At 41.8% G+C, this 20,139-nt stretch carries 13 protein-coding genes; 10 read left to right on the top strand and 3 right to left on the bottom strand.

What is annotated here, in order from left to right:
- Positions 1–10: 10 nt before the first annotated feature.
- From murJ to csaB, 3 genes are all read right to left on the bottom strand, one after another.
- Positions 11–1,519, bottom strand: coding sequence for a murein biosynthesis integral membrane protein MurJ (murJ, locus tag RL70_RS00605; RefSeq protein ID WP_039041502.1), 1,509 nt, complete (start codon positions 1,517–1,519; stop codon positions 11–13).
- A gap of 85 nt (positions 1,520–1,604) precedes the next feature.
- Positions 1,605–2,780 (bottom strand): glycosyltransferase family 4 protein, encoded by a 1,176-nt coding sequence (locus tag RL70_RS00600; RefSeq protein ID WP_039041501.1) that lies wholly within the window; start codon positions 2,778–2,780, stop codon positions 1,605–1,607.
- A gap of 3 nt (positions 2,781–2,783) precedes the next feature.
- Positions 2,784–3,905 (bottom strand): polysaccharide pyruvyl transferase CsaB, encoded by a 1,122-nt coding sequence (gene csaB, locus RL70_RS00595; RefSeq protein ID WP_039041500.1) that lies wholly within the window; start codon positions 3,903–3,905, stop codon positions 2,784–2,786.
- Between the two features lie 498 nt (positions 3,906–4,403).
- On the opposite strand from csaB, the gene RL70_RS00585 reads away from it, so the two are divergent.
- The 10 genes from RL70_RS00585 (at position 4,404) to RL70_RS00540 (ending at position 20,102) form a co-directional block, all read left to right on the top strand.
- Positions 4,404–5,123, top strand: a complete 720-nt coding sequence (locus tag RL70_RS00585) for a WecB/TagA/CpsF family glycosyltransferase (RefSeq protein WP_039041498.1) — start codon at positions 4,404–4,406, stop codon at positions 5,121–5,123.
- A 41-nt stretch (positions 5,124–5,164) separates the two neighbouring features.
- Positions 5,165–6,439, top strand: coding sequence for a nucleotide sugar dehydrogenase (locus RL70_RS00580; RefSeq protein WP_039041497.1), 1,275 nt, complete (start codon positions 5,165–5,167; stop codon positions 6,437–6,439).
- Between the two features lie 219 nt (positions 6,440–6,658).
- Entirely contained in the window at positions 6,659–8,071 is a 1,413-nt protein-coding gene (locus RL70_RS00575; RefSeq protein WP_052245700.1) for an O-antigen ligase family protein, read from the top strand.
- Positions 8,072–8,476: 405 nt separating this feature from the next.
- Complete coding sequence (locus RL70_RS17160) at positions 8,477–11,560, top strand: S-layer homology domain-containing protein (RefSeq protein WP_052245699.1); 3,084 nt, start codon at positions 8,477–8,479, stop codon at positions 11,558–11,560.
- Positions 11,561–12,456: 896 nt separating this feature from the next.
- On the top strand, positions 12,457–12,942 hold the full coding sequence (locus RL70_RS00565; RefSeq protein ID WP_039041496.1) for a hypothetical protein: 486 nt from the start codon (positions 12,457–12,459) through the stop codon (positions 12,940–12,942).
- A 604-nt stretch (positions 12,943–13,546) separates the two neighbouring features.
- Entirely contained in the window at positions 13,547–14,608 is a 1,062-nt protein-coding gene (locus RL70_RS00560) for a hypothetical protein (RefSeq protein WP_156137865.1), read from the top strand.
- Between the two features lie 979 nt (positions 14,609–15,587).
- Positions 15,588–16,487, top strand: a complete 900-nt coding sequence (xerA, locus tag RL70_RS00555; protein ID WP_156137864.1) for a site-specific tyrosine recombinase/integron integrase — start codon at positions 15,588–15,590, stop codon at positions 16,485–16,487.
- 5 nt (positions 16,488–16,492) lie between these two features.
- Positions 16,493–17,326: a site-specific tyrosine recombinase/integron integrase gene (gene xerA, locus RL70_RS00550; protein WP_039041493.1), complete on the top strand. Its 834-nt coding sequence runs from the start codon at positions 16,493–16,495 to the stop codon at positions 17,324–17,326.
- An 18-nt stretch (positions 17,327–17,344) separates the two neighbouring features.
- Positions 17,345–19,252: a tyrosine-type recombinase/integrase gene (locus RL70_RS17420; RefSeq protein ID WP_082003267.1), complete on the top strand. Its 1,908-nt coding sequence runs from the start codon at positions 17,345–17,347 to the stop codon at positions 19,250–19,252.
- A gap of 16 nt (positions 19,253–19,268) precedes the next feature.
- Positions 19,269–20,102, top strand: a complete 834-nt coding sequence (locus tag RL70_RS00540) for a tyrosine-type recombinase/integrase (RefSeq protein ID WP_039041492.1) — start codon at positions 19,269–19,271, stop codon at positions 20,100–20,102.
- Positions 20,103–20,139 lie beyond the last annotated feature (37 nt).

The raw sequence follows: 20,139 nt of genomic DNA, 5'->3' as shown, positions 1-20,139 counted from the left end.
CGCACGGGATTTAACCCCGTCTCAACAACCCAACGAACCTTCTAAACCCAGCACGGTAAAACACAAACAGCATCCCCACATACACAACCACGCCAATCGGAATAAGCGTCGCAAGCTGTAAAACTGGGCCAAGTGACCCCAGTCCAACAAACTCCTTCGCAGCCCAAACAACAAGCCCCATAATCACGGTGGGTATCAGTACTGGAGGAACCATCCGTCCGAAACGTGCCAACTCTTCTTTGCCAAGATCCTTATACACGACAACCATCGACACCGCAAAGAAGTAAATACTCACAACAGAAGTCGCAATGGCAAGTGCCGGATAGCCATACCGGTCCACCAACAACCAGTTACTCACAAAGTTGATCAAAATCGTTGTTACGCTGATCCGGAACACAACTGCAGTTTTCCCACGTGCATACATCGACTTCGACAACATGAGTTGCATACCTTGGAACACAATGACCGGCAAATACAGCATGAGCGCTATATACGTCTTATGCGTATCGTCCGCCGTGAACTTACCATGTTCATAGATGAACGCGATAACAGAATCTCCGATAACCAACAATCCCGCTGCAATCGGTAGCAACGTCACAAGCGAAATCTCCATTCCGCGGAAAAACGTCTCTTTGAACTTCGCACGATCTTCCGTCTGCTCACTCATCAGCGTAAAGATGATTGCAGCGAGCGTCGTCGCGTAAATCGCATTCGGAATACTCACGATAAGCGACGAATAATTCAAATACGAAACCGCACCTTCTCCAATCCCTGAAGCAAATGCTTTATTCACAAACATATTCACTTGCCCAACGACTGAATTCAACAGAGAAGGGACAATGAGTAACAAAAACGCATTTCGGAACTTAATATCCATTTTAAATTCCAAGCGCCATTTATAATCGGAACGTAATAAGTAGAACAATTGAACGATCAAACCTAAAATCGTCCCGAAGATGAATCCATAAACCAATGAGAAAATCCCCCATTGATCATTGAAAAGAATCGCGAACACCACGGACATCAACGTCGCAAGCACCTTAGACACTTGAGACGGTACAAAAATCCGGCGTGACTGCAAATACGAGTCCAATAAACCACTCAACGCAATAACCGTCATAAACGCAAAGAACAATTGCGTCATCGGCAACGCAATGACGGCTGTTTCAGGCTCCATGTTGCCATAGATCAGCGGTAGGAAGTAAGGAGCCCCGAACCAGCCAAAGAAACTGATCCCTACAAAAATCACCATCGTCCAGTTCAGCAGTGCATTCGCATTGTGGTCGCCTACTTCACCAGACTTGCGATTCTTGATATACATCGGTAAAAAGACATTATTGAATCCAGTAGAAATCATTGCAACGACTAATGTAATGAATGCAAAAGATAGGAAATACGCATCTGTTTCATGCGAGGCCCCGAATTTAGTTGAGACAATCGATTCCCGTACTAAGCCTGATAACTTCAGCACGAGAGCAAGCATGGCCGTCCAAAGCGCTGCCTGTTTTAACTTCCCCATAAAAGTCCTCCAATCACGCGAATCATATACCGCGTGCTTTGTAAATGACGAAAAGCTCCCTGATTCGCACCAGGGAGCTTCGCAATCAGTGTTTCAATGCTTTCAAGTAAATTGCTTCGTATTTTTCAGCCGCAGCAAAGTGCGAGTATTCTTCAATAATCTTCGCGCGACCCGCTTCAGCGAGCTGTTCGCCATATGACGGATCTTCCAACAACCGGATCATCGCGTCACTCAACTCTTCCACGTTTTGCTCTTCAACAAGCAAACCGTCTTTTCCGCTATCAACGATCTCTTTCAGTCCACCAACCGCACAGGCAATCAAAGGAACGCCAGAACCCATCGCTTCCAGAGCAGAAATCGAAGTCGCTTCTTCAACACCTGCAGAGTAGATAGACGGCACAAGTGCCACATTCGCGAGTGCATAATACTGCATCATCACTGAGTGATCAACTGCACCCAGCATCGTAATATTATCCGATACGCCAAGTTCCGCAGCTTTCTGCTTCATCGGCTCCATCATTTCGCCAGTTCCTGCAAATACGACACGCGCATTCGGGAACTTCTCAACAACAGCAGGGAGTGACAGAATCGGATACATGACGCCATTTTTCTTCGTCAAACGACGCGGCACAAAGAAAATCAGCTCATCTTGAGAGAATCCGTATGTATCTCGGAACTCCGCACGACGTTCAATCTCAGGTTTAAAGGACTCGACATCGATGAAGTTCTTGATCATATTACCGGTCACGCCAGTTTCTTTTAAAATATATTCCTTGATACGTGTATCGACTGTAATGACTTCGCGTGTCAATTTATAGCCTTTACGTTCTGCTTCTTGAAGTTCTGCCGCTTCCGGAGAGCCTTCAATCACGGAACCTTTTGAGATCCCTTCGAACGTCAAATAGCCATGAACGGTACTCACAACAGGGACATTCGTTTCAAGTGCAGCAAATGTCGTAAACACGTCTTGAGCGTTAATGATGTCGTATTCCTTCTTCGACACCGCTTCTTTAATCAGGATTGCAAGCTCGTCCTGACGACGTTTCAACGTCCAGACATAGCCTTTACCTTGTTTCATTTTGTTCAATAAAAACGCAGGGCCACGGACGATTCCGTCACGCTTCCATTTAGGGACGTCGGTGAACGACACGACATCGACTTCATGTCCGCGGGATTCAAGTCCTGCTTTTAATGTAGTTAAGTGGACGGACAATCCGCCCAAATGAGGATAATCATATACAGTTGCCAGTAAAATTTTCACCGTTTAACGGCCTCCATTCAAAAACTGTTCCCGTAGCAAGTCCACGTTCCGGATTGCTTCGCTTCGTAATACCTGGACGTTCGGTGCCATCTTTTGTTTCACAGCATCGCTGTTGTCGAGCGCGTAAATTGCTTGTTCCAACAAGCCTTCTTTTGTGAATGAACCCAGTTCAAATGAATGCTCCCACATACCCGAACGCTTCAAGAAGCTCTCAACTTTACGGTCATAGCTCAGTCCAACGTGAGGGACGTTCGACAATGCTGCGAAGATTAGCGCATGCAAGCGAAGCGCAATCGTCAAGTCCGTCTGTTCGATGAAGTTATAGAACTGATTCGGCGTGAAGTGCTCACCGAGAATCTTCGTTTGATCTGCATGCTTCATCAATGCTTGTACTTTCTTAGATACGTTCGTGTCATATGGCGGCTCCATCGGTACAAACACTGGAGTAACCTTCCGTTGCTCAATCAGTTCATCCAACGTCCACGCTAACTTCTCGATATACGCATCTTCATGCTCGAACCAAGGACGTGGTGCAACCGCAACTAAACGTTCGTCACCAGTTAAATCGAGCGAATCATAAGCTGAAGTATCTTCATCCGGCTTGAATGCAAACACGATATCTGCGGTAACAACCGTCTCGGGCTTCGTGACTCCCAAGTTCTCCAAGTACGTCTTCGAATACTCGTCCCGAACTGTGACGAAGTCAGCTTTGTTCGCAAGTCCTTTCATTAACGTCTTACCCCAGTTACTCGTTACAGGGCCGATTCCCTGAGAGAAGAACATGACTTTCGTTCCACAAAGCTTCGCGAGTAATACGATGAGTAAGTAGTAGGGAAGGGGACCGAAAAGAAACTTTGTCGGGTACGTGTCCTGCAACAACCCACCGCCTCCTGATATCAGCAAGTCCGCTTTTCGAAGCGCTTTGACCTTCTCCTTATTCCCATGACGCCATCCACGATACACAGCAGAGACGCTATGATCGGATGCCGTTTTCTCTGGTGACAATGAAAACACCGTAATCTCCGGGTTATCCAGTTCCGCACGCAAGTTATCGATGATGGCCTTCAAAATCGCCTCATCCCCTGTATTTCCTAATCCGTAAAAGCCGGACAGTACAATTTTCAATATAATGATCCTCCTTAAAGATAGATGTAGACTGTGTTGCTTTACGCTTCAGGTGGACGCTTTCCATGGGGCTCGTTGTGGAGTCTCCTCGTGCGCTTCGCTTCTGCGGGGTCTCCACACCGAGCTGATCCCACAGGAGTCGCCACCTTACGCTATAAGCAACGGAACTTATTATATAGAACGTTCTCCATTGAAGAAGGGTGCTTATTTCGAAACTTAGGTTTGCGGCAGCGTCCGCTCGACTCCTGCGGAATTGTGAAGATCGAAGACCCCGCAGGGAGCGGAGCGAACGAGGAGGCTGAGATCGAGCCCGCGGAAAGCGAGCGGTAAGCAGCCGCAAACCGTGCCAATGTAATCTCTATATAGGAATAAATAATTAGCGCGAGTTCACACACTATCGGGCTAATTTTAGCACTATCTGAACAGGCTGTGCAAGCTGTTGTGGTTTCTGCTATACTAAGACAATTGAAAGTAGCAACTGAGTGGGGGCACCCGAAGATGAAAGAGAGTTATTTAGGCGTGAACGTATCGCCTTTGACATACGAAGGAATCATCGAAGAAATTAGTTTGCGATTGAAGAGAAACGAACAATCGACAATCATCGCAGTCAACCCTGAAAAGGTCATGACCGCGCAAAAAGATCCACAAGTACGCGACCTCATCAACGGCGCAACGTTCCAAATTGCGGACGGCGTCGGGATTTTGCTTGCGTCGAAATTGAAAAAAGGCACGATTACTTCCCGCGTAACTGGGGTAGACATGATGGCACGCCTTTTGAAATTCGCAGCAGAAGATCAGCAACCGATCTATCTATATGGCGCAAAAAAAGAAGTCGTCGAAAAAGCAGTAGCCAATATCCAAAAAGACTATCCCGGCATTCCGATTGCAGGAATGACAGATGGCTACGAACAAGACGAAGAAGCGCTCGTACAGCGTATTCATGACAGTGGAGCGCGTATCCTATTCGTAGCATTAGGGAGTCCGAAACAAGAATTATGGATTCGTCGCAACATGGAGCGACTCCATAACGTCCTAGTCTTTCAAGGAGTCGGTGGCAGTTTTGATGTGTTCTCAGGAACTGTCAAACGTGCACCGTCCTTTTTTAGGAAAACGGGTACAGAATGGTTCTACCGACTGTGCAGCGATCCAAAACGCATAAAACGGCAACTCAACTTGCCACGTTTTCTCGTCCGTGTACTAACGGACAAATCGCAGTAAGCATTAAACTACTCATTAATGAAGGAAAGAGGCAAAATCCAATGAAAAAAAGCATTTGTATCGTAGGTCTTGGCTATATTGGACTCCCAACTGCCGTTATGTTTTCCAACCACGGCCACCAAGTACACGGCGTCGACATTAACGAACCCGTCGTAAAGAAAATTAGCAACAAAGAGTTACATATAGAAGAAAATGGACTCCAAGAGTATTTGAACGAAGCAATTGACAGTGGCATGTTAACAGTATCGACAACACCACAAAAAGCAGACGTTTTTATCCTTGCAGTTCCGTCACCAATCAAACCAGACAAAACTGCAAATCTCGAATACATTCGCTCAGCGGCAAAATCGATTGCACCGTTTGTCGAAAAAGGAAACCTAGTCATCTTGGAGTCAACGGTTCCACCAAAGACCGTCCAAGATATCGTAATCCCTGAACTCGTTCCAACAGGACTTGAAATCGGGACCGACATTCTTGTCTCGCATTCACCTGAACGCGTCATCCCAGGTAAAGTATTCGAAGAACTCGTCACAAACGATCGGATCATCGGAGGCGTCAACGAAGAGTCTTCACGTGCAACATCTGAGCTATACCGCTCATTCGTCAAAGGACAACTTCACGAAACAGATGATACAACTGCTGAACTTGTTAAAGTTATGGAAAACACATACCGCGACGTCAACATTGCATTTGCCAATGAACTCGCGAAACTTGCAGAAACTATCGACGTCGACATTTGGGAAGCAATTCGCCTTGCGAACTTCCACCCAAGAGTCAACATTCACCAGCCAGGACCTGGTGTAGGCGGACACTGTATCGCAGTCGATCCATGGTTCTTAGTTGAATTAAATCCGGAACTTGCCAAGCTGATCCACCTATCACGTACAACAAACGACGGCATGCCAGAGTACACAGCACAACTCACTGTAGATCTGTTGTCAGCATTGAATGCTGAGCATCCGAAAGTAGCTGTACTAGGACTAGCCTTCAAAGGTAACATCGACGACATGCGCGAAAGCCCATCACTCGACGTCATCGAACAAATGACAGAAAAAGGCCTAACCGTCTCAGCATACGACCCGCACATTAAAGTCAACAACATCGACGTGCAAACACAAAACTTAGAAGAAGCACTAAAAGACGCATCAGCAGTCGTCATCCTAACAAGCCACGACAGCTTCAAACAACTCGACCCAGCAAAAGTAGGCGAACTCATGAAGGACAAACTCCTCATCGACGCCAAAAACTGCATCGAGCGTAAGAAGTGGGAAGACGCTGGATTTAGAACTCATGTACTAGGGAACTCGAAGAACTAATCATATTTCTTGAGCACGTTGGTCTGCGCTGCAGGCGGACGCTTTCCGAGGGGCTCGACTTCAGCCTCCTCGGCGCTTCGCTTCTGCGGGGTCTTCAGCCTTCGCTGATCCCTCCGGAGTCGCCGCCTTCCGCTCCGATCAACTAAGAAACCTGCAATTATCTAATCTTATATAAAAAAAGATTAAACTAAACCATATACGAAAGAGGAACCTGCCCCAATGGAACTTAACCGACACAACATCATGCTCGCGCTAGTCGCATTCGTCATGATCCAACCGATCATCGACGTCCTAACGACAGCGTCGCTCTTGTTCATCGACCTTCCGTTGACGCTTGGCGTCATCATTCGTCTCGCCTATCTAGCCATAATGGCAATCTGGATCGTCAACGAATCACGGAAAAGCAAACGTGCCAGACTCTATTTACTCTACCTTTCAGGTCTAGCCGTATTCGTAATCATCAACTTCATTGTTGGCTACACCGTCAAAGAACCGTTCTATATGATGCAAGAGTTGACCTACTACACGAAAGTCGTCTACTTCCATGTATTACTCTTTGGTTTCATCCTGTTACTCGAATCGATGAAAAAAGAAGATGGCTCCGACAATGCTCGACAGCTCATTAACTATTTCTTAATTGCATCACTCACAATCAGTGTCGTATTCATCATCGCGCACTTAACAGGTACAAGCATGTCAAACTATGCTCGCTCGAAAGAAGGATGGACGGGCTGGTTCTATGCAGGAAACGAAATTGGTGCTTCGATGTCGATGTTACTACCGATCACAGCACTCTTTGCAGTCTATAAAACAACAACGACTAGAAAACTACTACATTGGTTACCTTTCGTCTTGTTATCAGTAGCGATGCTCGGACTTGGAACAAAGGTCGGTTATGGCGGAATCTTGATCGTGTTATTGAGTATATTCTTTGGAAGTCTACTATTACTCATTACGACAAAAGAGTACCCAGCACGACAACGAGTCAAAGCAAATTCGTTCATCTCTTTAATTCTATTAATTGCGCTCATTGTGGCGACACCATTTACGCCAGTATTCGGCAATATGTATGCACACCTCGATATTCTCGGGATTTCACTAGAAAAGCCACCTGTTGAACTAGATGATGATGGTAACGAAATTCCACCGGAAGACACTGGCGAAGAAGATCCACTAATTACCGGTGAACAATTTGAGAATCTAGTATTCAGTAGTAGAGAAACCTATAAAGCGAATTATGTCGAACAGTTTAAAGACGCTCCAATTAGTCAGAAACTATTTGGAATGGGCTTTGCAGGTAACTATGATGCACCAGCACCACACAAACCATTGAAAATGATAGAAATGGATTTCCATGACTGGTTCTTCTCGTTTGGAATACTGGGCTTCATTTATATGGTCGCTCCAATCATTTGGTTTGCTGGTAGTTTCATCGTGAAACTGGTTATGAATTTAAAACAAAACTTTAATTACTTTAGTATCCTTACAGGAATCTCTTTCCTCGTCGGGATCGGCATAAGCTACACAGCTGGTCACGTCTTAACTGCACCGTCTGTGTCAATCTGGTTAGCATTTTTGTTAGCTGTTGTCACAGTTGTCTCAAGAGATGGTAAAATTCGTCCTGAATTATAATTAAATCTAAATGAAAGCCCCGAATCGTTTTTTACGATTCGGGGCTTTTTTTTAAAAAAAAACACATGAGCAGAAGTAGAAATTTTTAAAAATGGAAGAGAAGCTTAGCTATGTAAAAGAGCTGCCATTACAGCTGTGAAAGCGTTATGACGTTTAATAGAAACATAACTCCCATTTTGTAATAGAATAGAAACGTTTAAAACTATTTGAAACGGGTTGCAATAGATTTAGGCTTATGTATAATAGAATAAGAGTTAAATTATAACTATTTGTCTGTAATTCTTGAAATCTTTTTGAAGATTTGTAGATTTATATGGTAAGTAATGTTATAGTTAAACTGTGTTTCACCATTGGTGGAAACACCAATGAAATTGGATTACCTAAAACAGGGAGGAATACTACACAATGGCTCAACAATCTTACAAAAAGTTCGTAGCATCAGCTGCGACAGCAACTCTAGTTGCATCTGCACTTATTCCAGTTGCATCGGCGGCAAACGTTAATACAGCAGCATTCACGGATGTAGGCAAAGACTATAAAGAAGCTGTAGAATTTTTAGTATCAAACAACATTTCTAAAGGATACTCTGAAACTCAATATGGCATCAACATGCAAATCAAACGTGGCGACGCAGCAATCATGATTGCTAACGCTGCTGGATTGAATGACGAGAAAGCTCCTGCTGCAGGATTCTCTGACGTTCCTACACGTGCTGCATTAGCAGTTAACTCTTTGAAAGCTGCTGGCGTAGTTAACGGTAAGTCAACTACTCGTTTTGGCTTTGAAGATAACCTTACTCGTGGAGAAGCAGCAATCATGCTTCAACGTGCATTTGATCTAAAAGCTGGAGACACTAAAAATACTTTCACTGACGTGAAAGCAGATTACGACGCTGCAGTTGACGCTCTAGTTGCTAACAAAGTAACTAAAGGTATCAACGATACTCAATTCGGAACTGCTAACAACATCAAGCGTGGAGACTTCGCGAAATTCTTGTACGCTTTGAAAGATCAAATCATTGTTCCTTATGCTGTTGAAACAGTAACAGTTGTTAACGAAACAACTACAACTGCTAAGCTTAAAGTAGCTAACAAAGACCTAACAGCTGCAGACTTCAAAGTTCTAGTTAACGGCGAAGCTGTAACACCAGAAAAAGTGGAAAGCGACGCTAAAGGCGAAGTTTACACAATTACACACGCTACACTTAAAGGTAAAAAAGGTGTTTTATCTGTAAACAGCAAGCAAGCTGATTTTGACTTCGTATCTGGTGTACAAGTTGAATCGGTAAAGGCGACTAACGCTAAAGCTCTTACAGTTACATTTACACAAGCATTTGAAGGCGCAGCAGCAGACTTCACTGTGAACAAAGGTACTGTTAAAACTAACATTGCTTCAGTTACTATGTCTGCTGACAAGAAAACAGCTACAATCGAGCTTACTTCTAAGCTTACAGAAGGCGAATACACTGTAAAAGTTGCTCAAAAAGACAAAGATGCTCTTACAGGTAGCGTTACAGTTCAAAATGAAAAAGTTTCTGCTGTAGAAATTCTTACAGACGTAGCTCCTGTTACTACTAATGAAGATGGTTCGTTAAAAGGTGCTACTGCAGCTTACATGGTTACAAACCAATACGGAGAAGACGTTACAAAGCTATACGGCACTTCACTTGTTAAGAGTGTATCCGGTGCAGCTACAGCAGCTGACATCAAAGCAGATGGTTCTATTGTTTTCACAACACTAGCAACAAATGCTAAGCTTGGTGATAAAATTAATCTTACATTAGTAGATAGTGCAACAGGTGTTTCTACTACTAAGCAACTAACACTTTCTAACAAATCTGCAGCAGCTAGTACAACTGTTGGCGAATTGTATAACAAAGACGGTAAAGAACTTGACCAAGACACTGACACAACAAAAGACAAGTTCTACTTGCCAATTCAAGTTAAAGATCAGTACGGTAAAGAAGTAACTTCTGTTGACCGTGCAAATGCAGAGTTGATTGTAACAAATACGAATCCAGCTATCGTTCAATTTGCGGGTGCTACAGGATCGAAAATCCAAGAAGTAACAATCAATGGTAAAAAGGTACTAGCACTAGAGGTATCTGAAGTTGGATTAGCAGGAACTGCAAATGTTCTGTTGATTTCAAACACAACAGGTGCAAATACACAAACTTCAGTTAAAGTAAATGAAGGTGTGAAAATTTCATCACTAGCATTAAGTGCACCATCTGAGTTGGTTACTGCTAATAAGGATGTTATGTTCCCACTTACAGTAATGGATTCTAAGGGCAATGAAGTTAAGACTAAAACTGCTCTAGACAAAATCAAAGATAAAGTTAAAACATCAGTAGGTTCAGAAATTGTTGAAGTTAAAGACAAAGGCCTATTCGTTAAAGTACTAAAAGGTAATGTTGAAGAGAATCGCGCTGTTACTGTAGTAGTAACAAGTGACACTGGTAAAGTTGCTACTCAAACTGTAGTTGCAAAAGCCGAAGCTAAACCAACTGTAATCACTGGTATTTCTGATAAGAAGGCAACTGCTTTGCGCAGTGGTGATACAACTGGAGTAACTATTGCAAACACTGATTTAGTGGTTGAAGATCAATATGGGCAGGTTATTACTGATAAGGCTACATTGTCTGCTATTGAATTCACTGCAACTGCTGAAACTGCTGGAGTAGTGGTAATTGAAGATACAGCTAATAAATCTTCTAAGATAACTCCTGCTGCCGAACCAACACAAAAGTCAACGAAGGTTAACTTTAAACTTAAAAATGCAACTAACGTTGAAGCTAGTACTTTAACAAAAACATTTACAATTGTAGATGTGACTGATTTCACTTCTTATTCAGTTGAAGATGTAGACACAATCTATGCAGTTACAAACCCAGATACAGGTGTATCTACTGTTTCAAGTGCTTATAACCAACCGATCGTTGTGAAAGCTAAAACTGATGCAGGTGAAACTGTAACACTTACTGAAGGTGCTGATTTCACAGTAACTGGTAAGCCGGGTAACGGTGAAGAAGTTAAATTCGCTAAAGATGCAACTACTGCTAAAGTTACAGTTACAGTTACAATTAGCCGTACAGGTGAGCAATTCACTAAGGAATTAACTTATTCTAACGTAGCACCTAAAGTACAAGATTTCATCTTTACTTCAACTGAAACAACTTCTGGAACTGTAGATAGTGCAAAAGCTATCGAACAACCAATTACTGCTGTAGGTACATTTACGAAAGCAAATGTACTATCTACAAATGCAAAAATCGTAACAACAGATCAATATGGATTAAACAAACTCGCTGAAGATGTTGAGACTTTAACAATTGTTCCTGAGAAGGCTTCTGAAGTTACTCTATCTAATAATGGTAAAGCTAACGCATCAGCTGCACTTAACGGTGTAGATTCAGCTAAGCTAGTTGCGAAAGTTAAAATTGATGGAGTTACTAAAAACATCAATGTTGTACTAAGAAAAGCTAACTAAAAAAACAAAACGAAACGTTACCTGATAAGTTGCACAGCAATGAAACAGGTGTGAAAGAATAGAAGTAGGTAAAACCTACTTCTTTTCATAACTATTCCAAGGTTATAATTGATGAAAATTCAATTCAGCGGAAACAGTCTACTATCGCTGTGTCTGATCCTCCTGCATCCAGTGAGCCGTTTGTCCGGTGAAAGGGTGAAGTCAGGTAAAGTCGTACTATAGTGAAAGTCTATAGGCGGGACTCCATAAAAATAAGCTATGATGAGGATAACGAAACCACAATGTGAAGTCGAAGTGATTCAATTGCCAAAAAGCGCTGTTAGCTCGATTGAATCGTTCTTTCTGAAAGAGAAAGAACAAAATACGCATAATTGACTGTTACACGTATTTACTTGATGGGGCAGTGGTCATCTAAGGTTTATAAAATGAGGGAGCCATGGAATGGAACGTTTGAAGCTTTTTAAGCAGAGGTGGACAGAACCCTATGACGCTTAGAAAGTGGCAGCAGGTTCGTAGTAGTGTTGATTGCTGGCCGTTTGTATTCATAAGGTAACTTGTGAAGAGGGTAAAACCAGAAGGAGCGAAGGAACCTAGTCAGTGGTAATTATTCGAAACTTATTTCCCCAAAATGAGTTAGTAAAAGAATAGAAAATCGATCATGTTTGTGATTGTTCGCTCTATTTTTGAGTTACCTGTTTGATGAATTTTTTCTATAAAATGAGAAGCTTCTAAACAGGTAAACATTGAATAATTCTGTTGATGGCACGCCGTATGCGATGAAAGTCGCTTGTCCGGTGTAGGCCCATTATAATCTATCTTGAGATAGGGAAGATGGGAATAGCGAAGAGATTTTAGCAACAGCTAAAACTACAGGTAAAAATACTCTTGACACTTATGTGACAGCAGGAGATTACACAACAAATGCAACTGCTTTATCAGATGCAATTGCAGCAGGTAAAGTAGCTATTGAAGCTGCGACAACTACTGTTGAAGTTACATCAGCAGTAGAAGCTGCTAAATCGGTAATTGATGGAATTAAATCAGATGCTGTTATTTTGGCAGAAGCTAAATCAGAACTTCAAAGTTCTATTAGTTCAGTAGTATTTAATATCGCTGATGATGTAGATAATGAAATTGCTGTTGGCGATACTATCACTATTAACGACGTAGAATATACTGTATCTGTAGATGGTGCTGATGTACTTCCAGCAGATAAATGGGTGACAGTGGAAGAGGCTACAACTCTTCAGACAGCAATTGATGCGGCTAAAGCACTTCAAACATCAGAAGATACTTCTGTTGTTACTGAAGGTAAATCTACTTTAGATACTGCTATCGATACTTTCACAAATACTGATGCAGAAGATGGAACTCTAGTTTAATTTTCACTGTATCTAATTTTATATATTCTTGATTTATGTGGGTTCGTATAAAGGCGGTACCCTACTATTTTGAGAGAAATGTACCCCCTCTAAATGATAAATTATTTAGAGGGGGTTTTTGTTTGTATATAAAAAACTAATACTTGTCTTTTAGTAATACAAGTGATTAAAGTTAACGTTAGTAGTATTAATTTCTCGGTAAAAACTCAATATATCTAAACAGGTTCAACTTTTTTTGTACAATATTTAGATTTATTTTATAAATCAATTGTAAATAAGATTGGGTATGATATACTAATTACAGGGGAAATAAGTACTAGAGTAAAGCTGATGGCACGCCGTATGTGATGAAAGTCGCTTGTCCGGTGTAGGCCCTAATCGAAAGCTACATATTGTAGTATAAGAGGGGAATAGCGATCTAGAAAATATTAATGCTACAGCAGGTACCTATGTAGGGAATGTTACTTTAAATTCAACAGGTAATGGTGTAATTAATTATGGTCCAGCATCAGGTTTAAGAACAATTGTTGGGGATGTCGTAATTAATGGAGATTCTACGGGTAATATTAATTTACGTAACTTGAACATCACAGGTAATTTGACTGTGAATACAGCAGGAGCTCACGTAGATGTGGCGGACACTGTAACAGTGGATGGCGCTACTAATATTCAAGATGTTAGTAATAATTCATTTGTAAGTGCTGGAACTCATACAAGTGGAATTGTAGTAACTGACACAGATGGCTCTACGATTCACTTAACTGGGAAAGCAAGTGCTACAAACGTTACACTGAATACTATCGGTGAAGTAAAGTTAGCTGGAAAATATAATGGGAAAGTTATTTTAGCTAAAGCGGCAAACGTTAATATTGTTGCTGACACTGTAGTAGCTAACCTAATCGTAGATGCTCCAGGTGCGATAGTGAGGAACGAAGGAACAATCAAACAAGCTGACGCTAATGAATCTGTTTTAATTACTGGAACAGCACCAGAAGTAGTAATTGGAGAAGATAACGTAGTTAACGAAGATTCTTTAGCTACTGCATCTTTAGAAAAAGCTAAAGCAGCTGCTGAGAAATTAGCTGAAGCTGACTATACATCTACTAGTTATAAAGTGTTAACAGTGGCATTGGCAAAAGCTGAAACGACTACTGAGGAAAAGCTTGCTAAAGCAACTGCAATTAATAATGCTATTGCTGGATTAGTTAAACAAGGTGAAGGTACTACAAAACTTCAACTTGAATCAGGTAAAACTTTGATCTTTAAGGTCTATGGGATTAAATCAGGTAAAGCAGAAGCTAAGCTGACTAAAGATCAACTTGGAAATGCATTTGTAAATGCAAACCTAGAAGATTTAAAAGCTATTGCTCAAGTACAAAAAAATGGTGGTGCTGACATAATTGTTGACGACCAAGCTGAAAAACTTAAGCTGGTTAAAATTATGGCAGATAATATTACTTTTGATGCTGCTGGTGTCCTAAGTATTCCTGCAGAATATACAGGCATCTTCAGCGAAACTGATTTCGATGTAGTAAAGACTACTCCTACAGACTATAATATTAGTGTCTATTACGAGGGAGCAACAACGACTGCAGATCGGTTAGCAAAAATCACAATCAACAAAACAAACGGCGTGAAATTTACAGAAGTTAAGACAGCTAAATAAAGCTAAATTAACTACTAAGAGTTATAGGTAAGATACACATTTCAGTTACTAATCATATAGTTGGTTGGGTGAATGAACAGAAGAGTCCTCTAATCGAGCAATCGTTTAGAGGACTCTTCTTTTGCTTTCACAACCGCGCAACGACTAATATTTCAAGTAAGCGTCAAATAAAGCTTACCTAAGACATAAAAGTGATGAAACGACTCAAAAAAACTGGAGAGCTCTTGGGAATAAGGATTTGGCACCTGGATCATATGCAATTTAGAAACTAATCAATTTAAAATTGTATATCAGTTGAAATTTATGAGCTTACAGACCGAGATAATAGAAGTGATGGTTAACTATGTGGATTATGACAGGGATACTCCTATATGTTACAATTATAGTATTATTGGATGTATTTTAAACTGAGTGGGTTAGGCACACTAGTTTTAGTCAGTAGATAGCATCCGTTTAAAAGGCGATTCGCACAATTGGTGAGAATAAACCACTCTTATGCTGGCAGGCTCAGAGGCGGTTTATTTTTTTTGCCGAAAAACAGACATAATATACGCTATAGTATCCATTTTACTGCTGTTTTACTAACACGAGTGTCCATATAGTTTGTACCCCCTTCGTTATCTACATACAAAATCAGATAACCTACGAGCCCTTTAACCAATCCGTTGGTCAGAGGGCTTTTTGCTGTTTTTGCCTCACTGTTTAAAGTGATTCGCCAGACGCTAGTTGAACAGAATTTCATACTAGTTTTTTCAACGCAATGAAAAAGCTAGTTGTTCTTGCGATAGAAGTGTCATATAAGGAAAGCTACCCCTTACAATGAGCTCCTTATAACTTCTCGAAAACTCATTAGAAGCAATCATCCATTGTAGAGAGCATTCCTCATATATAAATCTTTCAATAAAACTCACGTTAGTATAAATACCGCAATAATGGGTCATATTGATAGTAGCGAAGATAGCGAGATGAAAAGAGGTGAATCAAACTGAGTGAAACGAAAATCTTTTGGGAAAGTACCGCTGGCCATTTACTCGAAGAAACTCGACAAGCATTAAATGAGTATTTACTCAGCCTGAAGTTGGCAGATAAAGCGGAAGCAACCATCGAGAAGTATCGAAGGATCATCGAAGCATTTTTTAAGGAGTGCAACCTACCGCTAGAAGAGATTACGAGTGACGATGTATTAACGTGGTTGACGACCATTTCGCAAGGAAAGAAAGCGCGTACTGTTGATTTGTATCTATCGGCTGTCTCTTCATTTTTCAGCTTTTGTTTAGAAGAAGAGTACATGGAAATCACGGTCGTGAAAAAACGATGGCGACCGAAAATTCCTTACTCGTTGCCGAAGTACTTGGATGAATTTGAATTTGCCCGTGTGAAAGTGAGTGCTGAACAGTTATCGATTCGAAATCGAGCCTTGCTGTTGTTTCTCTTTTCAACGGGCTGTCGTGTATCAGAAGTAGCTAGTTTACACGTTCAGGATATTGATTTTAACAAACGAAAAGTGGATGTCACGGGGAAAGGACGAAAAATACGACAGATTTATTTTTCTGAAGAATGTGGACTTGTCCTTCAAGACTATTTGGAAAAGCGTTCAGCTGAACCATCCGATTCGTTATTCATGAATAAATTTGGTGAGGGTCTTCAAGTACAGGGGATTCGAAAAGTGTTGAAAAAAGTGGGTGGTGAAGCTGGACTCGTTCAATCATTTCATCCACATATGTGCCGGCATACATTTGCGACCAATATGCTCGCGAGAGGAGCCGATTTACAGTTCATCGCAGACGTGTTAGGACATGCGGACCTCAACACCACACGAATCTATGCGCAAATCCCAACGGAAGAGATGCTGTTAACCTATCAAAATATTATGGGGTGAAAAACATGAATCAAGAAGTCATTAAACAGTTCTTTTTAGATAACCACAATCAATTTAGTCCAGAGACCGTTCGTGCGTACAAGTTAGCGCTCTCTCAATTCTTCACCGTGTGCGGAAAAAGCGTGGAAGAAGTAAAAGCGAGAGATATCCGGAACTGGTTAGAAGTCATGACGAATGATGGACTTCAACCACGTAGTATCCAACTTAAGCTCGTCGCGCTGAAATCCTTTTATCGCTATTGTATGGAAGAAAACAAAATCAATAAGAATCCGACTTTGAAAGTCGTTACACCGAAAAAGGTCGATTCTCTTCCTTACTATCTATCAAAGCGACAACTGGCCATGCTGCAGGAGCACACAAAGAACAATATAAGAGATCGGGCAATTATTGAAACACTGTATGCCACGGGGGTACGGGTAACTGAATTACTGAATATTAAACTGGAAGATATCAAATGGGAAACGAGACAGATAACGATTCGAAAAGGAAAAGGAAATAAAGGTCGAATTGTCCTCTTTAGTCATGCCTGTGCAGAGCGATTGGTACGGTATATCGAAATGAGGAAGTATGAGGGTGACTACCTATTTTCAAATAAAAGAGGACAACCCATCAGTCGAGACTTAGTTCAAACGAAGTTTCGCGAGTACTCAGGAGCCCTCGGTTTCAAAGTTAGCCCGCACACATTACGGCATACATTTGCGGCAAACTTAGCGGAAAAAGGAATGGATTTTACGTATATTCAAGAATTAATGGGTCATTCCAATATCAATAGTACTAGAATCTATACGCGTTTGATGAACCCTGAACAGAAGAAAAAGTATGATCAATACCAACAGTAAGAAATAGGAGGTGTAGAGATGGCAGGACATTGGGAGGTGAATTGTAAAGGACTGATGGAAGACACTCACATCGTCCTCAATTTATATTTAAAGAGCTTAAAAGATAAGGATCTTAGTAGGGATGCTGTGAGGCGTTACCGAACTGCATTACAATCCTTCTTCTTAGCTCACCGGGTTTCTTATAAATCGATTACTAGAGATGAAGTCGAGCCGTGGCTTACCCAACAACGAGCGCAAAAAAAAGAGCGAACGGTGAAAGATTATCTAAAAACACTGCGTGGTTTTTACAACTTTTGTGTCCAGGCAGGACATTTAGAGAACTTTCCGCTCAATCCGAATTTACAGGAGATATCTACCCCAGATTATTACTGGGAATTGAAAACCAATCTCCCGAATCCAGAGAATCAACTGATTGTGAATCAGTTCTTGCTTCATATGAAAACGCTAGGAAGAACTGAGCATACGATTGTGGCGTTGCGAACCTATTTACAAAGGATTTTCAAGGAAATCGATCAATCGCTTCGTCAGCTAACACTGGAAGAAATTGAACAACGGGTGATAGATACGCATCAACAACGCAGCGAATCGGCGAGGAATGGGATGTGGAGTACACTTCGGTCTCTCTATGAGTATTGTTGGGAGAATGAAATTTTGGAAGACACACCGCTCCGTAATAAAAGGAAATTTGCCGAAGCCACCGATCTCTACTGGGAAGTACAAGGTCGCTTCTCCATTAAGGAGAACAAGGACGTGATCAATGCGTTTTTATTGTATTTGAAGAATAAGAGGCGAACGAAAAAAACGATTGTTGAATATGGGATTGTGTTGCACCGATTTTTTGGTACGAATCCTCTTCATTTTTCACAAGTGGATCGGAAGCAGATTGACGAATGGTTTTCTCTTCAAGATCCGGACTGGAGCATTCGAACCATCAACAACTACAAGCAGGTGTTACGTTCATTTTATTTCTTTTGTGTCCGTAAGGAGTATATGGCGAAATCGCCCATCGACTTATTCTGGGTGGAGAAAAATGCGTCAAAAAAGTACTGGGTGACGGATAAGGTGTTTCGTAACCCAACCAACAAGGAAGTCGTAAATGAGTACTTGCAGTCGATGAAAATTTCGAATATGAGTGAACTGACGATTATTCTCTATAAACGAGCGCTAGAAATATATTTTGTACGGAAAGAGGACGACTTTTCAACTGTTTCTTTTGATGAAATCTTGCAATGGGTCATCCACCAACAAAAAATCGTTCAAGCCACGACGGTGAACGGTCGGTTATCCATCCTCTCTTCTTTTTTCACGTTTTGTGTGGAGGAAGGCTACATGGAGTGTGTTCCCATCAAGAAGAGGTGGTATATGCGGGAACCCAGGCCGATACCTAGGTATCTCGAAAAAGGAGAGCTGGCTAAAGTACGCCAACATGCTGAAAAAGAACTCCTTCGGAATCGAATTATCGTAGAATTCCTTCTCTCGTCAGGATGTCGCATACGTGAACTCCATCTACTGGATAAAAAGGATGTGGACATAGATACACGAACTGCCCGCGTGATGGGCAAAGGAGGAAAAATCCGCGAGGTGCATTTTTCCGTAACGTGTGCACTCTTATTGGAACGGTATGGGGAGATGGAGGAGGTAAAGGAAGAAGAACATCCTGCCTTATTGGTGTCAAGAACAGGAACGAGGCTCGGCATGTCCCGGATGCGAAAAAACATTAATCAACTTGGGAAGTCTGCAGGAATCACAGGCTCGCTATACCCGCATCGCTTCCGTCACACATTTGCGACAGAGTTATTAACCAAAGGAGCTGAACTAGATTTTATCGCCGATGAACTTGGGCATGCGAACTTAGAAACGACGAAAATTTATGCACGTATTCCGAAGTGGAAACTAATCCGTTTATATAGAAGGCATATGGGATAAGAAAGAGGGGAAAATCATGTCGATAGACACTATTGAGCAATTCCAAAAAGATTATCAGCTTCGATTGGCACCTCGCACAATCCGGGCTTACCAAAGTAACATTCTCCAATTTTTCGAACAGACGGGGATACCGTTTCAAGAGATCACCCGAAAGGATATTCGAAACTGGTTGATGTGGTTAGAGGAACAAGGGTACACACCCACGACCATCTACACGAAGTTAATCGGGGTCAAAACCTATTTTAAGTATTGTTTGGAGGAAGGCTGGATTGCCACCAATCCCGCAGCACGTATCCCGTACCCGAAACTCCCTGACAAAGTGCCAATTTACTTGACGAAACCTGAACTCACACAACTTCGTGCCTGTGTCCAACATAGTTTGTTGGAACGCGCCATCGTCGAAATGTTTGTCTCGACAGGGATACGAATGGGTGAGTTAGTCGCAATGAAAAAAGAAGACATCAATGAAACAGATCGAAGTATTCATATCCCGGATGGCAAAGGGAACCAAGGGCGAATCGTATTGATTAGTCTTGAAAGCCTTCAGTATGTTCAAGCATACTTAGCGAGTCGGACCGATGAATTGCCGTATGTATTCGTTAATCACAACGCAACCAAGCGAATACGCCATCAAAAGATCAATGCGAACTTCCAAGTCTATTCCGAACAGTTGGGGTTTCATGTACATCCACACATGCTGCGGCATACATTTGCAGCACACCTTGCCCAAAAAGGGATGCCAGGCGAAGCGATTCAACAGTTGCTTGGGCATCAAAGGCCAGCGACCACTCAACTGTACGCCCGATTGTTTAACCACGCCCGAAAAGAAATGTATGACAAATGGATGTAACCTGGCGATGCAAACAGGGGTACATCCATTCTGGTTC

It is taken from the genome of Sporosarcina sp. ZBG7A, from assembly GCF_000813425.1.
Classification (GTDB): Bacteria; Bacillota; Bacilli; order Bacillales_A; family Planococcaceae; genus Sporosarcina.
This window is presented reverse-complemented; position numbering and strand designations above follow the sequence as displayed.